This is a genomic window from Streptomyces sp. LS1784 (assembly GCF_020103755.1).
In the GTDB taxonomy this organism is placed as follows: Bacteria; Actinomycetota; Actinomycetes; order Streptomycetales; family Streptomycetaceae; genus Kitasatospora.
The window spans coordinates 1-16,117 of the sequence record NZ_JAHSQD010000025.1 but is presented as its reverse complement, the minus strand read 5'-3'; the positions used below and the strand labels follow the sequence as shown (position 1 = coordinate 16,117).

The window sequence follows — 16,117 nt, the reverse complement described above, 5'->3', positions numbered from 1 at the left end:
CCTCGGCAACTGTCGTGGCGCCGAGGCACTCACCAAAGGCAACCATGCTCACGAAGGCACACCTCAAGGGCTACCTCCTCGAAGAAGCCTTGGCCTGGCTGCTACGCAACAGCGGTTACCGACTCCTCAGCCGGACGGGCGATGATCGTGCAGAGCTGACCACATCCCAGGACGGCTCACTCGCCGTGCGCGGACGCGGTGCACGCCATCAGGTCGATGTACTCGGGCAGTTCGCATTCACGCCCGCTTTCTCGCTTCCCGTCCGGATGTTCCTCGAGGCCAAGTCCTACAACGAGCGCTGCGGCCTGTCGATCGTGCGCAACGCCCACGGCGTCATTCACGACATCAACCAGAACTTCGCCATTCCCGAGCTCAGAGAGCCGGCCAGCAGCAACCACGGAAGTGCCCGGCCACGCCGTCGCTACCACTACGTCTACACGCTCTTCTCCACCAGCGGCTTCACCACGGACGCCCAACGCTTCGCCCTCGCTCACCAGATCTCCCTCGTCGACCTGTCCGGCGACTCCTTCAAATGGCTGCGGGACAGGATCGGAACCGCTGCAGACCTGCTCTACACAGCCAGCACCCAAAACGGCATCACGAAGTTCCCGGTCAACTGGCTCCGGGCCGTCCTACGCAACGAGCTCAAGACCGCAGACATCTCCGAGCCGAGCGACATCTCGACGAACGCTCCCCAGTTCCGAGCAACTGCGCTCCCCGTCGTCCAGAACTTCGTCGGCAAGCTCACCGAGAGGCTGAACACTGAACTCCTCCTGGGATTCCCGGAAGCCCCCTTCGTCATCCCCTTCGTCACCGCTGACGCCCCGCAGTTCCTCCAGCACGCTGATGCTCAACCGACGCACCACGTCCGCCTCTGGCGCACCGGCCACAACTCCGACGCCGAGTGGAACATCACTGCAGTCGGAGGAGACCCCGGATACCACCTCACATTCAAACTTGCCCGTGAGATCGAGGAATGGATCAGCGAGGTCGAAGACGACGAGCGTGCCCGGACCATATCGGTCAAGCGCGACTTCTTCCCATCCATCACCATCTACCGGGCCCGGCCGACCGGTGGCGTCGACACGTACCAACTTCGCTACACCTGGGAAGGACGTCGTAGCGTCGAGTGACCTGAAGGCCGGCAAGCGTCCCGGATCGGAAACCAGCTCGACCCACGCAGGACAACCGCTCCACCGTGCGGTGCCTTGCAGTGCTCTCGGGGCGTGGCGAGAAACGCGGCGTTATTCGCAGCGGAGGAGCGGCCGTGCAGCCAGCCAAACACGCGGTAGAAGATCAAGTATGCGGTACAGAGCCATCTTGCTCGGGAGGATCTCCTTCCTGGTTGGCGTTGACCCGTGGGGAGAGGCCGTGGAGGGTGGGGGCAGCAGCATTCCGGATGGCGAGCCAGTTCTGGTCCGTGGAGTGATGGTTCAAGTTCGCCGCTTCCTGGGCGATACGGCCGCCTGATGAGAGCACCGCAAGTGCCTGGTCTTGAAGGGCGGACGGTAGCCATTCCGCGAGAAGCCGGGCACGGGTTGGGTCGACCTTGGGTGCCGCGCTGCGAGGACGGGTGAGAAGGAGCTCGTAGCAGCCTTCCGCTGGTTCAACGTGCGGAAGGCCGAGGAGCGTTGCGGTGACGGATGCTCTGGCTGGGATGGACAGGCCGTCCGCGTCGAGATCTCCGTAGTAGAGGATGCGGTGGATCTGGGGGAGCTCGGTGATGCTGGCGACCGATGCTTCGAAGGCGCGACCGCCGCCGAAGGCGATGTAGCCGATGCAGCCGGGGTCAGACCGGAGTAGGCGGCGCAGGGTGGTGAAGGTGTCGCTGTTCTCGATCACGAGCATGGTGTCGCCTGCTCCGAGGTGCCGATAGGCGAGCGGTGGTGGCTCCCGGTAGGTGGCGAGTTGTTCCAGGTCGAGCCGACCGGGGCCGAAGAGTGCTCCGCCGATCAAGGTGTCGAGACGCTTCTCGTCGTTGAAGATCTCGTGGGAGCGCTCGCGCAGCGATAGTGGGTGCCGGGCTTCTGCCTTACTGCTCGTGTCGCGGAACCATCGGTTGATCGCTGTTAGGACATCGGTCTGCGCCGTGGTGATGCGCGCGGTCGAGGCCCAGCTCAGCTCGGGGCGCCATGAACGCTGTTCACGAGGCGTTGCAGGGGCAGGTCGGGCGCGGACGATCCGGACGTTGTCGGGCAGCGGTGGGCGCCCGGCATCCCACTTCACAGGGTCCGCGGGTAGGGTGACGAGTCGGGCATCGGAAAGTTCGATGAGCAGGGTGGCGAGACTGAGGCGGCTATTGCTGCTCCGGGACAGACCGGGCAGAGCTGAGGCGAACACCGCTGTAAAGGCCGTTCGCGAGACTGTGCTGCCGGCGGCATTCATGGCCTGCAGAGCGTCACTGAGCCGCGCGGCGGCAGGAGACAGCGAGAGCGTTGGCTTGTCGTCTGATGCGCTCATTGTCCGGCCTCTGCCTTGGTGTAGAGCCGGGCCGCGCTGAGGTAGCCGGCGGGCTCGGGCGAATCTGGGTCGGGCGCGACCCGGGGCGGGGGGACCAGTGCTGCGTGAACACGCTGCTCGACGCGTACCAGCGACAGGCCGCTGCGGGCTTCGGCATCGTTGCGCAGTTGGATGCGCAGGGGGAAGCGCAATGTGGCGTTGTCGTCGCCGAGTCCGGTGGTGTAGAGCAGCTGAATGCCGAGTGCCGAGGCCATCTCGCGCTGGATTTGAACAAGGTAGTCGGCGTTGGCGCGACCGATTGGGTTGTCCAGAATGAGGAGGCCGCCGTGCCGGGTTCGGCTGCGCGGGCTCGGTGAGGTCCGCAGCGCGGCTAGCGCGCAATACAGGAGGATGGCTCCGGTGAGCTCCTGACCGCCCGAGAAGACGTCCTTCATCTTCTCCACGGGCACGTGCTCGATGGTGTGCGAGGCAGTCGGTTTGAGCACCTTGGCGCTGAAGCCGCGCGGGACGGCTCGGTGGAGACACCGCATCACGACGTCCGTGCCCTTCAGGTTGCGGGCGTTGGGGGCGGCTGCCATTTCCTGGACCGCTTCGCGGATTAGCCCGTGGAGTAGCGGCTGCTCGGGCACTTGGTACTTGACGGTCAGGAAGCGCTGGCCTGACCAGCGCCCGACGCCGTCGGGGAAGACAGAGAAGCTACTGGCACGGTCGAGCTTCTTGAGCTCTTCCGAGACGCGTCCTGCCAGCTGGAGGACGAGGGTGTCGCGTACCTCCTCGACGCCGTTGAGCTGCGATGTCAGGACGGCGGTGCGCTCGGCGAGGGCGTCCACCCAGTCCGCGGCCAGAGGCGGGATCTTTCTGCCGTCGAGGCCGGAGATCTGCGTACGCAGAGGGATGTCGAGGCGCTCGTAGGCGACGTTGGAGGCGGCATCCTTCAAACCGGCCACCGCGCGTTCGACGGTACGGTCGGCGGTGACGCTCTGCTTCTCGGCCGTCGCATGACGTTCCACTGCCTCGCGAACGTGGGAGTCCGCGCCTTCGAGCGACCCCGAGTAGGGCTCGGCCTCCTGATCGAGGGACATGCGTTTGACCGCCGCCTCGAAGAGCGCGAGGACCGGGGCGATAGTGCTGAGCTCGCGGTCGGCCTGCTGCTTGGCCCGGCGCGCGTCGGCGAGAGACTCCTCGGCCGTGCGCGCGGCTCGGACGGCGTCGGACTTCAAGACTCGGGCCTTCCCCAGCATCCTCTGAGCTTCCGCCTGGTCACGGGGAGTCCATTCCTGCGCAGGCTCGTCTTCCAGCCAGGCGCGACCGACTGGGGGTTGGGCCTGCTCGAGCCGCACCTGGACGCCAGCGTGCTCCGCATTGAGGGCATCCACCTCGGTCTGGAGTCGGGTGGACTGCTCAGTGAGGCTGCACACGAGAGCGTCTCGTTGGACAGCGTCATCAGCGCGCGCGTCGCGAGCAAGAATCTCTGCTTGAATTCGCACTGGTTCGGGAACCTTGTCCCACAGCGCCTGACACGTGCGTAGGTCTTCCTCCGCGATGCGGGCTCGCTCGCGAAGGTCCTTGCCGACCGCTCGGGCTCGCAAGTCCGAGAGGGCCTGCTTGTGCTGCCGTCGCAGTTCGGGCAGGGAATCGAGCACACCGGACTGCGCCTGGCTACGTTCGGTCACATCAGTGGCAGTGATCTCCTCGCGTTCTCGGCGGTAGCCGGATACCTCCATCTCGTAGCGCTGGACGTTGGCGGCCCGGCGAAGACTCTCCTCCTCCGCGCTGGAGCAAGCCGCATCCAGTTCTTCGAACTCGCGACGCCGGCCATCGGTCAGTCGTTCGAGTTCGGCGATCCGATCGGCAGCCCGGTTGGCTTCGGCCTCGCGACCGGCCAACTGCTCCAGGAGTTCTGCCGTCCTCTGCTGGGCCCCCCACTGGGCGGCAACCATCTCGTGATCCGCCTCAGCCTCGCCGACAGCCCTTTCCAATGCCTGCGCGTGCTCTCGGGCCTCCGCTGCCGCCTGCTCGGCCTGCTCGGCTGCGGCCTGGAGACTATTCAGTTCCTCGAGGCGCTCTTCCACGGACACCTCGCCGATCTCCTCCTGCCAGCGGGCCAGGGCACTCAGGAGGTCCGTCGCTGCCTCACGTCGGGTCTCCTGCTGCTGGAGGTCCTCGGAGGTCTCCCGAATGCGAATCTCCACGATCTCCCGCTCGCGCCCTGCGGCCAGTTCGTCATGCATCGCGGGTGTGGGCTCGACCACGGTCCGGCCCGACTGGTCGCTGGGGACCGTGTTGGCGAACCGGTCTCCAGTTCCGATCGCCACGGCCGCTGCGGGCAGGGGACGGCGCTGCTGGAGCACCTGACACGCCCTGTCCAACGCCGACTCGTCGGCGACGATGACGCCGTCCACCAACTCCGGATGGTCGGACACGGCCTGCGCGTGAAGCTCGGTAGGCAGATTGTCACGCATCCAGATCCAGCCGGGGTGGGCGCCGATGCCGTTCTCGCGCAAGATGGCGCAGACCTCGCGGACGTGGATGCGCGCTGGGAGCAGCCCCGAGCTGGTGTCCAGGGCGGCGAGGTACTCCCGGTCCCGCTCCAGGCTGCGCCTTCGGGTGACCAGGGCTCCTTCGAGGGCTGCCTGGCGATGGCGGGCGAGCTCCTGTAGCGGCTGTGCGCTTGCGGCGATCCAGGTCACGGGATCGTCGTCGGTCGCGTCGAGATCTGCCTCCAGCAGCTCAGCGCTGAGGGGATCGCGCTGGATGTGTCGGGCTCGGGTCCGGAGCTTGTCCACGACCGTGCCTGCGTGGTCGGCGGTGCCGGCGGCCATGGTCGCGGCCCTCTCGGTCGTGGATAGCGCGCCCCGGGCGCTGGAGGTGGCTGTCCTGGCCTGATCGACGCTTGCCTTCGCCTTGTCGGCCTTCTCCTTGAGGTTTCGTTCCGCGGCGCGAACGCGGGTAGCCGCGTCGGCCGCCTCCTCCCCGGGCAACACATCCCGGCTTTCACGCGACTGCTGGAGGTCAGCTTCGAACTGGGCGACGTACTTGCTCAGGTTTGTTGTCTCGCTCTCGGCGGCACCGTCCAGGCTACGCAGGTCACCCATGCGGGCACGCCAGGTGCTTACCTCTTCACTGCGGACCCGTGATTGCTCCTGCAAGCCGCGGATCTGCTCCCGGACGCGATCTTCTTCCTGCCGTAGGCCGATCCGCAGCCGGGCTGCGGCGACATCGGCAGCCATCGCATATGACGAGATGGCTCCCTCGGCCCGGGTCAGGGCGAGCTGGGTACCTTCGAAGGCCCCGCGAGCGGTCGCGAGATCCAGGGCCAATGGCACGTGGGCCCAAGCGTCGCATTCACGTTGTACCTCCGATTTCTTCGTCTTGGTATCCACCCGCTTGGTAGCGAGGGCAGCCAGGTCCAACCGAAGGCTGTTCCATTCGACGTGACGCAGGGCGTTGTCGGCAGTGTCCCGAACACGCACCCGCGCGCGATGCTCGGTTTCTGCCTGCCCGAGACGGGTGGTGCATCGCTCCAGTTCACACGCCAGTTGCCTGTCCCGTGCAAGGAGCGTTGAGGCCAGCGCCGCGAGGTCCTCCGCGGCTTGCGCTGCATGGGTTGCATGCGACCGCCGGGCTTTGTGGGCCTCGTCGACCTGCTGGCAGTGCTGGTGCATGTCGAGGGCGAACGCGCGTTCCTGTTGCCAGAGCTGGTACTGGGAGATTGCTCCCGCATACCCCGTGAACATCGTCCCGACCGCCTCGTTCGCGGAATCGCCGGTTGCTTTCTTGAGCAACCACTCCACGAAAGCACCAGAGGTGTTCGTGGTGAAGGCGTTGGCGGCACCACTCTCCGTGGCGTTCATCGCGCGCTGCACGTTGAACAGGTCCGGATCCAGACCGAGGCCGCTCTGGTGCGCCTCCCACTCCTTCTGGCCGGCTTCCTCGTGCAGGCCCAGCCCTTCATTGCGGGCCTTGAGATCGCGCAGTTCGGTGCAGAAGTCCTCAAACGACAACCAGACGCCATCGTTGTGGAAGGGCAGACGGTCTGCGGTCAGGGCGGCACCGGGGTGGAAGCTGTAGAAGAGCCTGTTGAGGTTCTTGTCCGATGCTGGCGCGAGGACCTGACCGGTGACCAGGAGGCGGCCGGTTCGCACGTCGGCCCACTCCATCACGACATGCGACGGCTGCACGGGCGAGATGACGAAGCTACGCAGCGCGTCGAGATCCTTGTGGTGGAAGGGGATGGTCGTGCACATGATCGCGGTGAGGAGCACGCCCTTGCCGCCCCCGTTCTGCAGCATCACCAGGCTCGCGGGCGATGGCCGTTCCTGAACATGGCCGGCGTCCGGGACCAAGGCGCCAGCCGACACCGGCTCCCCGACTCCGGACAGGTCGAGGTCGACCCACTCGTACCGGGCGTCACGGGGGCCGAAGTTGCGCAGCAGGACACGGTTCAACTCGTACACAATGGACTCCTGTTGCGGTCAGCCGAAAGAGGGCTCGGCGAGAGAAGAGCCAGCTGCCATGGGCGTTGGGCCAGCCGGATCGCCGGGCGTGCGGTCAAGGTTGCCGCTCGGTAGGCGTGAGATGCCCAAGCCCGCAAGTTCTCCCAACAACTCGCCGGCCGCTAGTTCACGAATCTGCACGCGGTACTTCACGTGCGTGACGTACCTGTCCTCACCGTCGCCGGCCACCTTGTGCATGAAGCCGTACTCGACCAGGTGCTTCAGCGCGCGCTCGACGATCTTGCGGCTGGCTGCGATCGGCGTGTTGTCACCCTTGGTCCTTCCCGTTGCGCTCCGTCGTAGATACGCCCGCCACAGTGCTTCCAGCCCCGGTTGGCCGGTTGGTGGATCCTGGTCCTCGCCCGCAGCGTTGATGCGTTGCTCGATCGCCAAAGCGTGAGCACGTACGAAGTCGTCCACGGCGCTGACGGTGACGCGGCCCACGAACTCGTCGTCGTCCAAGTCCTGCGGGCGGGGGAACGCAAGGGTGGCGATCGCGAGTTGGGCGAGCAGGTACAGCGGGCGGTCCTGGGGAACGGGCACCAGCTCGGTGACCGGCAGGGCGAGTGTGGTCTCCGCGGTCGTGCCCAGGATTAGTCCCGCACGGTGGTCGACGTCCAGAACCGTCAGATCGAACCCCTTCGCGGCCATGTGCACCATGTGGGCATATTCAGGGTCTCGGTGGTAGCGCTGGACGAGCCTCGCGTACTCGCTCGATCGTGCTGGCGCTCGGCCTCGGCCCAGGGCCATAGCGATCATGCGGGTGGCGTCCGCCACGTCGTCGTTCGTCATGCCTGGTCCTTTGCGAACACGGGGTCGGCAGAGTCGCCGGGGTTGCGGGGAGAGGGAATGGGAAGAGTGGCGGACGAGCTGTCCACAGAATCGGCCGGGCCTGCCTGTGTGCGCAGGACGAGGAAGTCGGATCCTCCGAACCGCTCGTCGTCGAGTTCCGCGCCGTCGTCTACCGCGATGACGACTTCCTTCCCTTCGGCCAGGCCGGTGACGGGGACATTGCGGAAGAGCTCCTGGACACGTAGCGCGACCAGGTCGTCGGTCCCCCATCGCTGGTGGTTGCCTGGCTGGTTGAGGCGTGCTTGCTGCAGGATCGCCGACAAGCGAAGTCCTGTCGCGGGGACGTTGCCGAGGATGTCTGCAGCCTCTTGCTCCTGTTCTGCACTGAACGAGGGTTCGTCGGCTGATTCATCCCATTCGTGCTCGGTTTGAACGGCTGCCGGTTTCAGCAGCTGGTTCTCCGTGACCCGGCACAGGGCGACGAAGAAGTCGGGGAGGTAAAGCACGTGCGGGCGCTTGGGGCCGAGTGCCGCGCGGGTGAAAGTCGCCAGTGGGGTATGCGCGGCGTCTATCGACAGTTCCAGGACAGGCCGTAGAAGTTGGTCCTCCAGGTGGACGCGCGTGTGCAGTGCGGGCGCGACGAAGACCTGTCGGTCCTGCTGCCGGCGGAACTCCGGACCGAGCTGAAGGAGCAGATTGGTAAGCGCTGCGTGGCGGTTCAGGCAGTTGGCGAGCAGCTCACCCAGATCGATCAGCTGTTGGCGCTTTCGCTCATCGTCGGTGATCTCGAGTAGCTCACGCACTCGTTGCTGCATGGCGGTCTCGGCTTCGGAGCGTGCTTTGACATGGTCAAGGGCGAGCTCGACCTCTTCGTCCACCTGCTTCGTCCAGCTGACAGCGCGTACGCTGCGCTGCATGGCGGCTGTCCAGTCGCTGAGCTGCTTCGCGTAACGCACGCTCTGTCTGCGGGCATGTAATGCCGCCTGCAACGCGTCCTCGATCCGGGCCCGCTTCAACATGGCGGTCAGTCGGGCCTCGGCTGCGATCTGTGCGGACGCGACGTCAACGTCGATGGCGTGGAGCAGGACGTTGATCGCGGGCTCGGTCACCACCAGTGCGGCCCGCCCAACCTCGTCAGGTACCTCCCGGAGGACCTGGAAATTGAAGTCCCGTACGGAGAATCCATCCTCGTCGAGGGCGCCGATGGGCTGCCGGAACGTCCGGTCGCGCTCCTCAACATTGATCAGACGCTCGACGATCCACGTGCCCACGGCCTCGCGCTCGCTCTCTGGACGCTCGGGCATCTGCAGAGCTGCGTATCGGGAGACTTCCTTGACCACCGCATCCTGGCGAACCATTGTCCCCATATCGCTGCTCAAGGCGACGAAGTCGACAGCCGCCAGCGCCAGTTCCGCAAGCAGGTATCCGTTCCATCCCCGCTCCGTCTTTGCCTTGCTGGAATCGAGGGCGACGATCGGGCTAACCACGGCCAGTGCCTTTATCCGCGCGGTCAGGCTTTCGTAGACCGCAATCGGTTCCTCGAAGAACACTGGCAGGGGCCCCTTCCGTAGATGTCCGACGCGCCTATGACGCTAGACGGCACCACTGACAAGACGTCATCCTTCGAACTGTCAAGCGATTATTTCGAGAAGCTTGATCCTCTTGGGGTGCTGCGTCGCGTACGGGCTGTGTTCGTGCTGGTGAGAGGAAGGGGAACCGGTGGACTGGGGCGACTGGCGATTGCGCTGGGGAGGCCTTCACCCGCGTCGCAGGCCTGGCGGGAGGTGGCGGAAATTCGGTCCCGCTGGCACGACCGGCGACTTGGGTGTCCAACCGCACGGTGGAACTCCAGGGACCACCTTGCCGGGATGGGCGGACTCGTCCGAGCGGATGGCGAGGACGAAGTCCAGGCCGCGTTCGGCCAGGCCCTGGTGGAATGCGATGATCTGGCCGTAGCCGCCATCAGCGACGGCAGTCTTCGGCTCAAGGCCCCAGGCGGTCGCCTCATTGATCAACTCCGGCGCCCCCTGCATGCCTGCGCCGATCGGTCTCCTTGGCCCACCCGGCGGGCACGAACAGGCGCCAGGAGACAAAAACGCCTTCCTTGTGGAGCTGGTCGCCCCGAAGGGCGGCGCGTTCGCACGCCCTTCGGGGCGGCCCGGGATCGCAACTCGGATATCGACTCGGGGAAGTCGACGCCCTTGTTGTCTCGGACCGCGCCGGTGCCACGGCCGCATCCTGGCCTGCTGTACTGCACGGCAGGCGGGTGGCTCGGACGCTGCACCCTGGCGTTCGTTGAGCTCGACCGCGGAGCCATGGCCAGTCAGAAGCTCGCCGCCAAGTTGCAATGTCGGCGACCTCGAGTTTTTTGACCCGGTCGCCGACTGCCAGCAGGACGAGGACGGACAGTGCATGGCTGACGGTGGTCCCGGCCGACGTGCGGTGATATCGGTGCCCATTACCAGGCTTAAGCGGCATGGCCAAAACCGGCGAGTCTTCGATGATTGCTGCGGATCAGCCGAACAGAGGAGATATCCATGCCCGAGCAGTTCATGAGTGTCAAGCAGACAGCAGAGTATCTGAATATGTCTCTTGCCTGGGTCTATCGCGAGGCCCCTCGGCTGGGTCTCTCTGCGTACAAGTTCGGATGCGGGAGGAATGCGAAGCTTCAGTTCAAGGTGTCGGAGGTGCAGGCATGGGTGAAGCAGCAGAAGATGCCTGCACCCTGAGCATGGCGTCTTCAAAGAACTGAGAGGGCCCGCCCCAATGGCGGGCCCTCTCAGCGGGTTTAGGTGGCCAGGCCGAGATCGAGGAGCTGGGCAGCTCGGCTGATGGAGCCGGGCATGAGGTGGCGGTAGATCGTGAAGGTGACGTCGACGCTGCGGTGGCCCATCCATTCCGCGACGTCGGTGATCGGTATGCCGTTGCTCAGGCAGTTCGACGCGAAGAAGTGACGGAGACCGTAGAGCACCATCCCTTCTGGGATGTCGGCCAGGCCGGACTTCTTGATCTTCCGCCACTGGCTGTCGATGACGTGGTGCGGAATGGCCCGGGTGATGTCCTTGGGATTGCGAAGGAGGTAGCCATCCACCGTTCCGTACGTATCGGCGTACTGCTCAATGGAGTCTTTGGTGCGAGCCGGCAGTGGAACGTCGCGGTACTCACCGACCTTGCGATGCTTCAAGCGGGCGTAGGCACTGGTGGCCTGGTTGACCTGTTCGGTGACGCGGTAGACGTCGTCGGCGACGATGTTGTTGATGTTGACGGCATACGCTTCGCCGTTGCGCAGACCACAGCCGCTCATGAGGTCCGTGACCAAGCGGAATGCGTCGTCGCCCGCGGTTCGGATCTGCTGCAGCTGGGTGACGGACGGGATCGCCGCACGCTTCGGGTCGTACTGAGGTGCCTTGACCCCGTCAAGCGGGCTGTCCTCAAAGAGGCCGAGCCGGTGCGCGTCCAGCAGGATGGTCTTCAGGCTGATGAACACGTTGGTCTGGGTGGCCATGCCGATGCCGTTCCGCTCCATGGACTGGATGAACGCTTCGACGACCTTGTGGTCGAACGTACCCATGCGGCGACTGCCGAAGGCGGGGAGGAGGTGGTTCCTCAGAAGGGCATCGAGATTCCGCAGTGAAGTGGGGCTCAGATCGCGCTGACCTTTGAGCCACTCGGCGACGTAGTCGGAGAAGTGCATCACCCCGTACTTCTGGATGCGCTCCGCCTTGCGCTGGCTCTGCGGGGAGTTCTTCCGCGCGTGGTAGACCTCGGCGAGGCGGATCTTGGCCTTGTCCTGGGTGGCGAAGCCGGACTCCTCAGTCTGGCGCCCCGCCGCGTTGCGGTACCTGATCTTGTACTCGTGCGGGCACTTGCTCCAGCGGGACTCGGCGTGCTCGCACTCCTTGAAGAAGCTGCCCATGCCGCGGGTGAGGCCTGTGGTCGCCATGGTGGTCGGAACCTCCGGGAGTCTTGCTGACATTTTGCTGACCCCGGATGGTCGATCATGCCCCTGAGCTGGGCGGAAACGTCACTTCCGTGATATCTGGGCGAAGTACGGGTTGGTGTAGCCGGTGCCCTCGGTGGCCTTGACGTAGGCGAACTTGGCACCGTTCGCGGACACGGAGGACCAGTTGACGTTGCCCTGGTAGCCGGAGACGTCCAGGCCCGGGGTCTGGGTGGCGGCGAGGGAGGCGAACGGGGCGGCGGTGCCGCGGCCCTCGTGGGCGGCGACGGTGGAGCCGGCGAAGTCCTGATCGGGGTGGAAGCCGGGGCGGCCTTCGACGACGGGGGCAACAGAGGCGGGCTCGGCCGCGTAGGCGGGGGCGGTGACACCGGCGGCCAGGGCGGTCGCGGCGGCCAGGGCGGCCAGGGCGGGCAGGCGGCGGCGGGCCGATCCGTCGGTGCCGGTGGTGCGGGCGGAGCGGGAAGAGCGGGGCATGGACACTCCTCTGGTTCCGAACGGGGGAAAGGTCGAAATGACCTGGTACGACCGGGGTCTGACCGGCCGTACCGCAGAGTAGTCATGTACCTGTTACCGCCGCCAGGCATCTTTTTTCACATGGTGAACGCACGTCACATGTGCCGGAACGTCATGACCGGCAGCCGGCGTTGCCGGTTTTGCCGGGCCGGTCGGCCGCGAAACCGGACCGGGGAATCGGCGGGCGGCCGCCGGGCCGGGCTCGGGGCGGTTCCGGGAGCGCGCGGCCCGCTGTGGCACGATGCCCGCGGGCCGGCCACCGCGGGCGGCCCCGCACGTGAGGAGAGGACCAGCCATGACCGAGACCGCCACCGACTCCGCCCGGCCCGCCGGGGAGCCCGCGTTCCGGCCCGCCACGCCCGCCGACGTCCCGGCGCTGGTCGACCTGGTCGAGTCCGCCTACCGGGGTGACTCCAGCCGGGCCGGGTGGACCACCGAGGCGGACCTGCTGGGCGGCCGGCGCACCAACCCGGAGGCCGTCACACAGGCCGTGAGCCACGCCGAGGGCCTGGTGCTGCTCGCCGAGCGGGACGGCGGAATGCTCGCCTGCTGCCAGCTGGAACGGCGCGGTGAGCGGGCCTACTTCGGCATGTTCTCGGTGCGCCCCGGGCTCCAGGGCGGGGGCATCGGACGGGCGGTGCTGGCCGAGGCCGAGCGCCTGGCCGTCGAACGGTGGGGCGTCGGTGCGATGGAGATGACGGTGATCGAGCAGCGCGCCGACCTGATCGCCTGGTACGAGCGGAGGGGCTACCGGCGCACCGGCGAGTTCAGCCCGTTCCCGTACGACGACGAGCGGTTCGGCATCCCGCTCCGGCCGGATCTCCGGTTCGAGCACCTCGTCAAGGAGTTGAGGGCGGCGTAGGGGAGTCGACGGCTGGACGCGGAAGTCGACGGCTTTGACAGGGAGTTGGAAGCCTGCTGAAACGGCTCGCCCTCGGGGTCCGGTTCAGTCCCGCTCGACCGGGTTTCCGCAGGTGACGCGCTGTCAAGTCGGTGAGCTGGGGCGATGCGGAGATGTCACACCTCGTTCATTATTGGTCTAGGCCAATGTGAGAAGCTGGGTGCGAACGGCCACGTTCCGTCCGCTGCCCAGGGGGGCCATTTCCGCATGCCCGTTCTCCATGGCACCGCCATGCCCGCACCCGACACCGGTCCGCGCCGGACACCCGCGGACCCCGACGGCCACCGACTGCCCGGTCCGCCCGACGACGAGGAGCTCTACTGGTACTTCGGCCCGCAACGCCGCTGGGTACTGCTCTGCGCCACCCTGTCCTACGCGGGAGCCACCGCCACACTCGGCCTGTTCGCCCTCAGCCGGCCGCTGCTCTGGCCGTTCCTGGTGCTCACCGTGCTCAACGCGGCCACCTGGCTGCTCTCGCTCACCGACGGCCAGCGCGCCCGGCGCTTCACCCGCGACTCGCACGACCTGCTGCTGCGCGCCTGGAGCCCCGCCCGCGCCCCGAGCGTGGACCTGCTGCTGCCGACCGCCGGCGAACCGCTGGCCGTCCTCGACAACGCCTACCGGCACACCTCGGCCGTTCGGTGGCCCGGCGAACTCACCGTCCTGGTCCTCGACGACGCCGGCCGCCCCGAGGTGCGCGAACTCGCCGAGTCCTACGGCTTCCTGTACCGCGCCCGCCCCGACCGGGGCCGCTTCAAGAAGGCCGGCAACCTCAACCACGGCCTGGCCGAGGGCACCGGCGAGATCGTCGCCGTCCTGGACGCCGACTTCTGCCCCCGCCCCGACTTCCTGCACCACCTGGTGCCCTACCTCGACAACCCCGAGGTCGGCATCGTGCAGAGCCCGCAGTGCTTCGACACGGACGCCGACATGTCCTGGCTCGAACGCGCCGCGGGAGCCACCCAGGAGATCTTCTACCGCTGGATCCAGCCCTCCCGGGACGCGCAGGACGGCACCGTCTGCTGCGGCACCAACGCCCTCTACCGCCGCTCCGCACTGAAGCGGATCGGCGGGTTCGCCGAGATCGACCACAGCGAGGACCTCTACACCGGCCTCGCCCTCGCCCGCGCCGGATGGGCCACCCGCTACGTCCCCGCACTGGTCGCCAAGGGCATGTCGCCCACCGGCCTGCCGGCCTTCATCAGCCAGCAGTACCGCTGGTGCCTCGGATCCCTGGCCCTGGTGCGAGACCCGGACTTCCGCCGGGGGCCGCTCTCCCGATCCGCCCGGCTCTGCTTCTGGAACGGCATCCTCGGCTACGTCACCAGCGCGGTGAACGTCTTCGCCGTGCCGCTGCCCGCCCTCATCATGCTGTTCTTCCGGCCCGAGGAGATCCAGCCCTGGCAGGTGCTGCCGTTCCTGCCGCCGATCTGGGTCGCCCTGGTGCTGCTGCCCGCGATGTCGCGCACCCGTTGGCGCTTCGAGGTCACCCGGGTCCAGCTCCTCGGCGGGCTCTGCCACGTGGTCGCCATCGCGCACGCGCTGCGCCGCCGCTCCGCCGACTGGGTGCCCACCGGCGCCGTGTCCGGCGGCAGTTCGCTCGCCCGCGCCGTCGCCCGGATCGGGGTCGGCTGGCTCGGGTTCGTCGTCCTCGCGGGCGCCGCCGGACTGGTCCGGGCCGCGCTGCTGTACGGCTGGCGGCCGTACTGGGCGCTCGCCGGGCTGCTCGCGCTCACCGCGTACACCATGATCCCGCTGATCCGGGAGCTGTGGCCGCTGCTGAACGGGAACAAGCGCGGCAAGGGCGCCGTCGGCGAGGTCGCCGCGCCCGCACGGGGCCGCTCCGACCTCGGGTTCGGCCGGGCCGAGGCCGTCGCCGTCACCGCCGTACTGCTGCTGTGCGGGCTGCTGGCCTCCGGCTGGGCCGATCCGCTGATGTTCTGATGTCTCGTCAGTTCTGCTCCACCGACTGATTGTTGAGTTTCCTTGCGCGTCGCCCCACCGGCGCGGAGACCGCCCGGCCGCCCCATCGGCCCGGCGGGCCCGACCACCGCTGCCAGCCCTGCAAGGAGCACCGCCGTGTCAACGGCCGTACCACCGTCGTCCTCCTCCGCCGCCACACCGGGCACACCGGAACCCGCTCCGGTCTCCGGTTCCGCCTCCGCCTCCGGTTCCGCTGAACTGCTGCCCGGCGTCGTCCGGGTGGACCGGGAACTCGCCGCCCCGCAGCGCGCCACCGTCGCCGAGAGCGGGCAGGCCCGCCGGCGCACCGCCTTCCGCCCCGACATCGAGGGGCTGCGCGGCGTCGCCGTGCTCTCCGTCCTCGCCTTCCACTCCGCTGTCCCGGGCCTGACCGGAGGCTTCATCGGCGTCGACGTCTTCTTCGTCATCTCCGGCTTCCTGATCACCGGCCTGCTCGTCGGCCGCCCGATCGGCCTGTGGGACTTCGCCGCCCGCCGCGCCCGACGCATCCTGCCCGCCGCCGCCACCGTGCTCGTCGCCACCGCCGTCGCAGGCGGCGCCCTGCTCGACCCGCTGCGCGGCACCGACCTCGCCCGCGACCTGATCGCCTCCGCCGGCCAGTTCGCCAACTGGCGCTTCGTCGGCCGGCAGACCGACTACCTGGCCGCCGAACACGACCCCAGCCCGCTGCAGCACTTCTGGTCGCTGGGCGTGGAGAACCAGTTCTACCTGCTCTGGGGCGTGCTGCTGCTCGGTTTCGCCCGCTACCTGTACGGGCGCCGCCGCACCGTGGCGATCACCCTCGCCACGGTGGCCGTCGGCGGTGTATCGCTGGCGCTCTGCCTGCGCTGGACGGCCACCTCCGCGCCGCTCGCCTACTTCTCCACCGGCAGCCGGCTCTGGGAGTTCGCGGCCGGCGCCTGCGCGGCGCTGGCGGGCTCGGCTCCGGCGGCCCGCGCCGAGCGGCGTCCGGTGGCGTGGTCGCTGCGGGTGCTCGGCTGGCTGGGCCTCGCGGCCGTGCTCGCGCCCCTG

Annotated in this window: 12 protein-coding genes; 5 read left to right on the top strand and 7 right to left on the bottom strand. The window is 67.5% G+C overall.

The annotated features are described in order from the left end of the window. The first annotated feature begins 44 nt into the window (after positions 1 to 44). Positions 45 to 1,133, top strand: coding sequence for a hypothetical protein (locus KS423_RS05770; RefSeq protein ID WP_224275666.1), 1,089 nt, complete (start codon positions 45 to 47; stop codon positions 1,131 to 1,133). 163 nt (positions 1,134 to 1,296) lie between these two features. On the opposite strand, the gene KS423_RS05765 is transcribed toward KS423_RS05770, so the two are convergent. From KS423_RS05765 to KS423_RS48405, 5 genes are all read right to left on the bottom strand, one after another. Continuing rightward, positions 1,297 to 2,460: a Wadjet anti-phage system protein JetD domain-containing protein gene (locus tag KS423_RS05765; RefSeq protein ID WP_224275663.1), complete on the bottom strand. Its 1,164-nt coding sequence runs from the start codon at positions 2,458 to 2,460 to the stop codon at positions 1,297 to 1,299. Then, complete coding sequence (locus tag KS423_RS05760; protein ID WP_224275661.1) at positions 2,457 to 6,917, bottom strand: hypothetical protein; 4,461 nt, start codon at positions 6,915 to 6,917, stop codon at positions 2,457 to 2,459. Before KS423_RS05760 ends, KS423_RS05765 begins: the two co-directional genes overlap by 4 nt. Positions 6,918 to 6,935: 18 nt before the next feature. Continuing rightward, on the bottom strand, positions 6,936 to 7,748 hold the full coding sequence (locus tag KS423_RS05755) for a hypothetical protein (protein ID WP_224275658.1): 813 nt from the start codon (positions 7,746 to 7,748) through the stop codon (positions 6,936 to 6,938). Beyond that, complete coding sequence (locus KS423_RS05750; RefSeq protein ID WP_224275655.1) at positions 7,745 to 9,298, bottom strand: hypothetical protein; 1,554 nt, start codon at positions 9,296 to 9,298, stop codon at positions 7,745 to 7,747. The genes KS423_RS05755 and KS423_RS05750 overlap by 4 nt, the downstream gene beginning before the upstream one ends. Positions 9,299 to 9,505: 207 nt before the next feature. Next, positions 9,506 to 9,781, bottom strand: a complete 276-nt coding sequence (locus KS423_RS48405) for a transposase (protein WP_224275652.1) — start codon at positions 9,779 to 9,781, stop codon at positions 9,506 to 9,508. 504 nt (positions 9,782 to 10,285) lie between these two features. Here KS423_RS48405 and KS423_RS05740 point away from each other — a divergent pair. Beyond that, positions 10,286 to 10,477 carry an AlpA family transcriptional regulator gene (locus KS423_RS05740; RefSeq protein ID WP_224275649.1) on the top strand — a complete coding sequence of 64 codons (192 nt, stop codon included), beginning with the start codon at positions 10,286 to 10,288 and terminating at the stop codon, positions 10,475 to 10,477. A gap of 59 nt (positions 10,478 to 10,536) precedes the next feature. On the opposite strand, the gene KS423_RS05735 is transcribed toward KS423_RS05740, so the two are convergent. Together KS423_RS05735 and KS423_RS47205 are read right to left on the bottom strand one after the other, a co-directional pair. Continuing rightward, entirely contained in the window at positions 10,537 to 11,691 is a 1,155-nt protein-coding gene (locus KS423_RS05735; RefSeq protein WP_224275645.1) for a tyrosine-type recombinase/integrase, read from the bottom strand. Positions 11,692 to 11,772: 81 nt separating this feature from the next. Then, positions 11,773 to 12,183, bottom strand: a complete 411-nt coding sequence (locus tag KS423_RS47205) for a GH25 family lysozyme (protein ID WP_263454529.1) — start codon at positions 12,181 to 12,183, stop codon at positions 11,773 to 11,775. A gap of 334 nt (positions 12,184 to 12,517) precedes the next feature. Between KS423_RS47205 and KS423_RS05720 the strand changes: the two genes are divergently transcribed. From KS423_RS05720 to KS423_RS05710, 3 genes are all read left to right on the top strand, one after another. Next, entirely contained in the window at positions 12,518 to 13,084 is a 567-nt protein-coding gene (locus KS423_RS05720; RefSeq protein ID WP_224275641.1) for a GNAT family N-acetyltransferase, read from the top strand. Between the two features lie 246 nt (positions 13,085 to 13,330). Next, the gene (locus KS423_RS05715) at positions 13,331 to 15,067 is read left to right on the top strand and encodes a cellulose synthase catalytic subunit (protein WP_308020140.1); all 1,737 of its coding nucleotides are present in this window, start codon (positions 13,331 to 13,333) and stop codon (positions 15,065 to 15,067) included. 135 nt (positions 15,068 to 15,202) lie between these two features. After that, positions 15,203 to 16,117 (top strand): acyltransferase (locus KS423_RS05710; RefSeq protein ID WP_224275637.1); only part of this gene is annotated, 915 nt, incomplete at its 3' end.

Bases quoted from the DNA above. Each gene is read 5' to 3' on its own strand.
- KS423_RS05715 (WP_308020140.1), top strand. From the start codon at position 13,331: ATGCCCGTTCTCCATGGCACCGCCATGCCCGCACCCGACACCGGTCCG.
- KS423_RS05755 (WP_224275658.1), bottom strand. From the start codon at position 7,748: ATGACGAACGACGACGTGGCGGACGCCACCCGCATGATCGCTATGGCC.
- KS423_RS48405 (WP_224275652.1), bottom strand. From the start codon at position 9,781: ATGCAGGGGGCGCCGGAGTTGATCAATGAGGCGACCGCCTGGGGCCTT.
- KS423_RS05765 (WP_224275663.1), bottom strand. From the start codon at position 2,460: ATGAGCGCATCAGACGACAAGCCAACGCTCTCGCTGTCTCCTGCCGCC.
- KS423_RS05720 (WP_224275641.1), top strand. From the start codon at position 12,518: ATGACCGAGACCGCCACCGACTCCGCCCGGCCCGCCGGGGAGCCCGCG.
- KS423_RS05770 (WP_224275666.1), top strand. From the start codon at position 45: ATGCTCACGAAGGCACACCTCAAGGGCTACCTCCTCGAAGAAGCCTTG.
- KS423_RS47205 (WP_263454529.1), bottom strand. From the start codon at position 12,183: ATGCCCCGCTCTTCCCGCTCCGCCCGCACCACCGGCACCGACGGATCG.
- KS423_RS05735 (WP_224275645.1), bottom strand. From the start codon at position 11,691: ATGGCGACCACAGGCCTCACCCGCGGCATGGGCAGCTTCTTCAAGGAG.
- KS423_RS05740 (WP_224275649.1), top strand. From the start codon at position 10,286: ATGCCCGAGCAGTTCATGAGTGTCAAGCAGACAGCAGAGTATCTGAAT.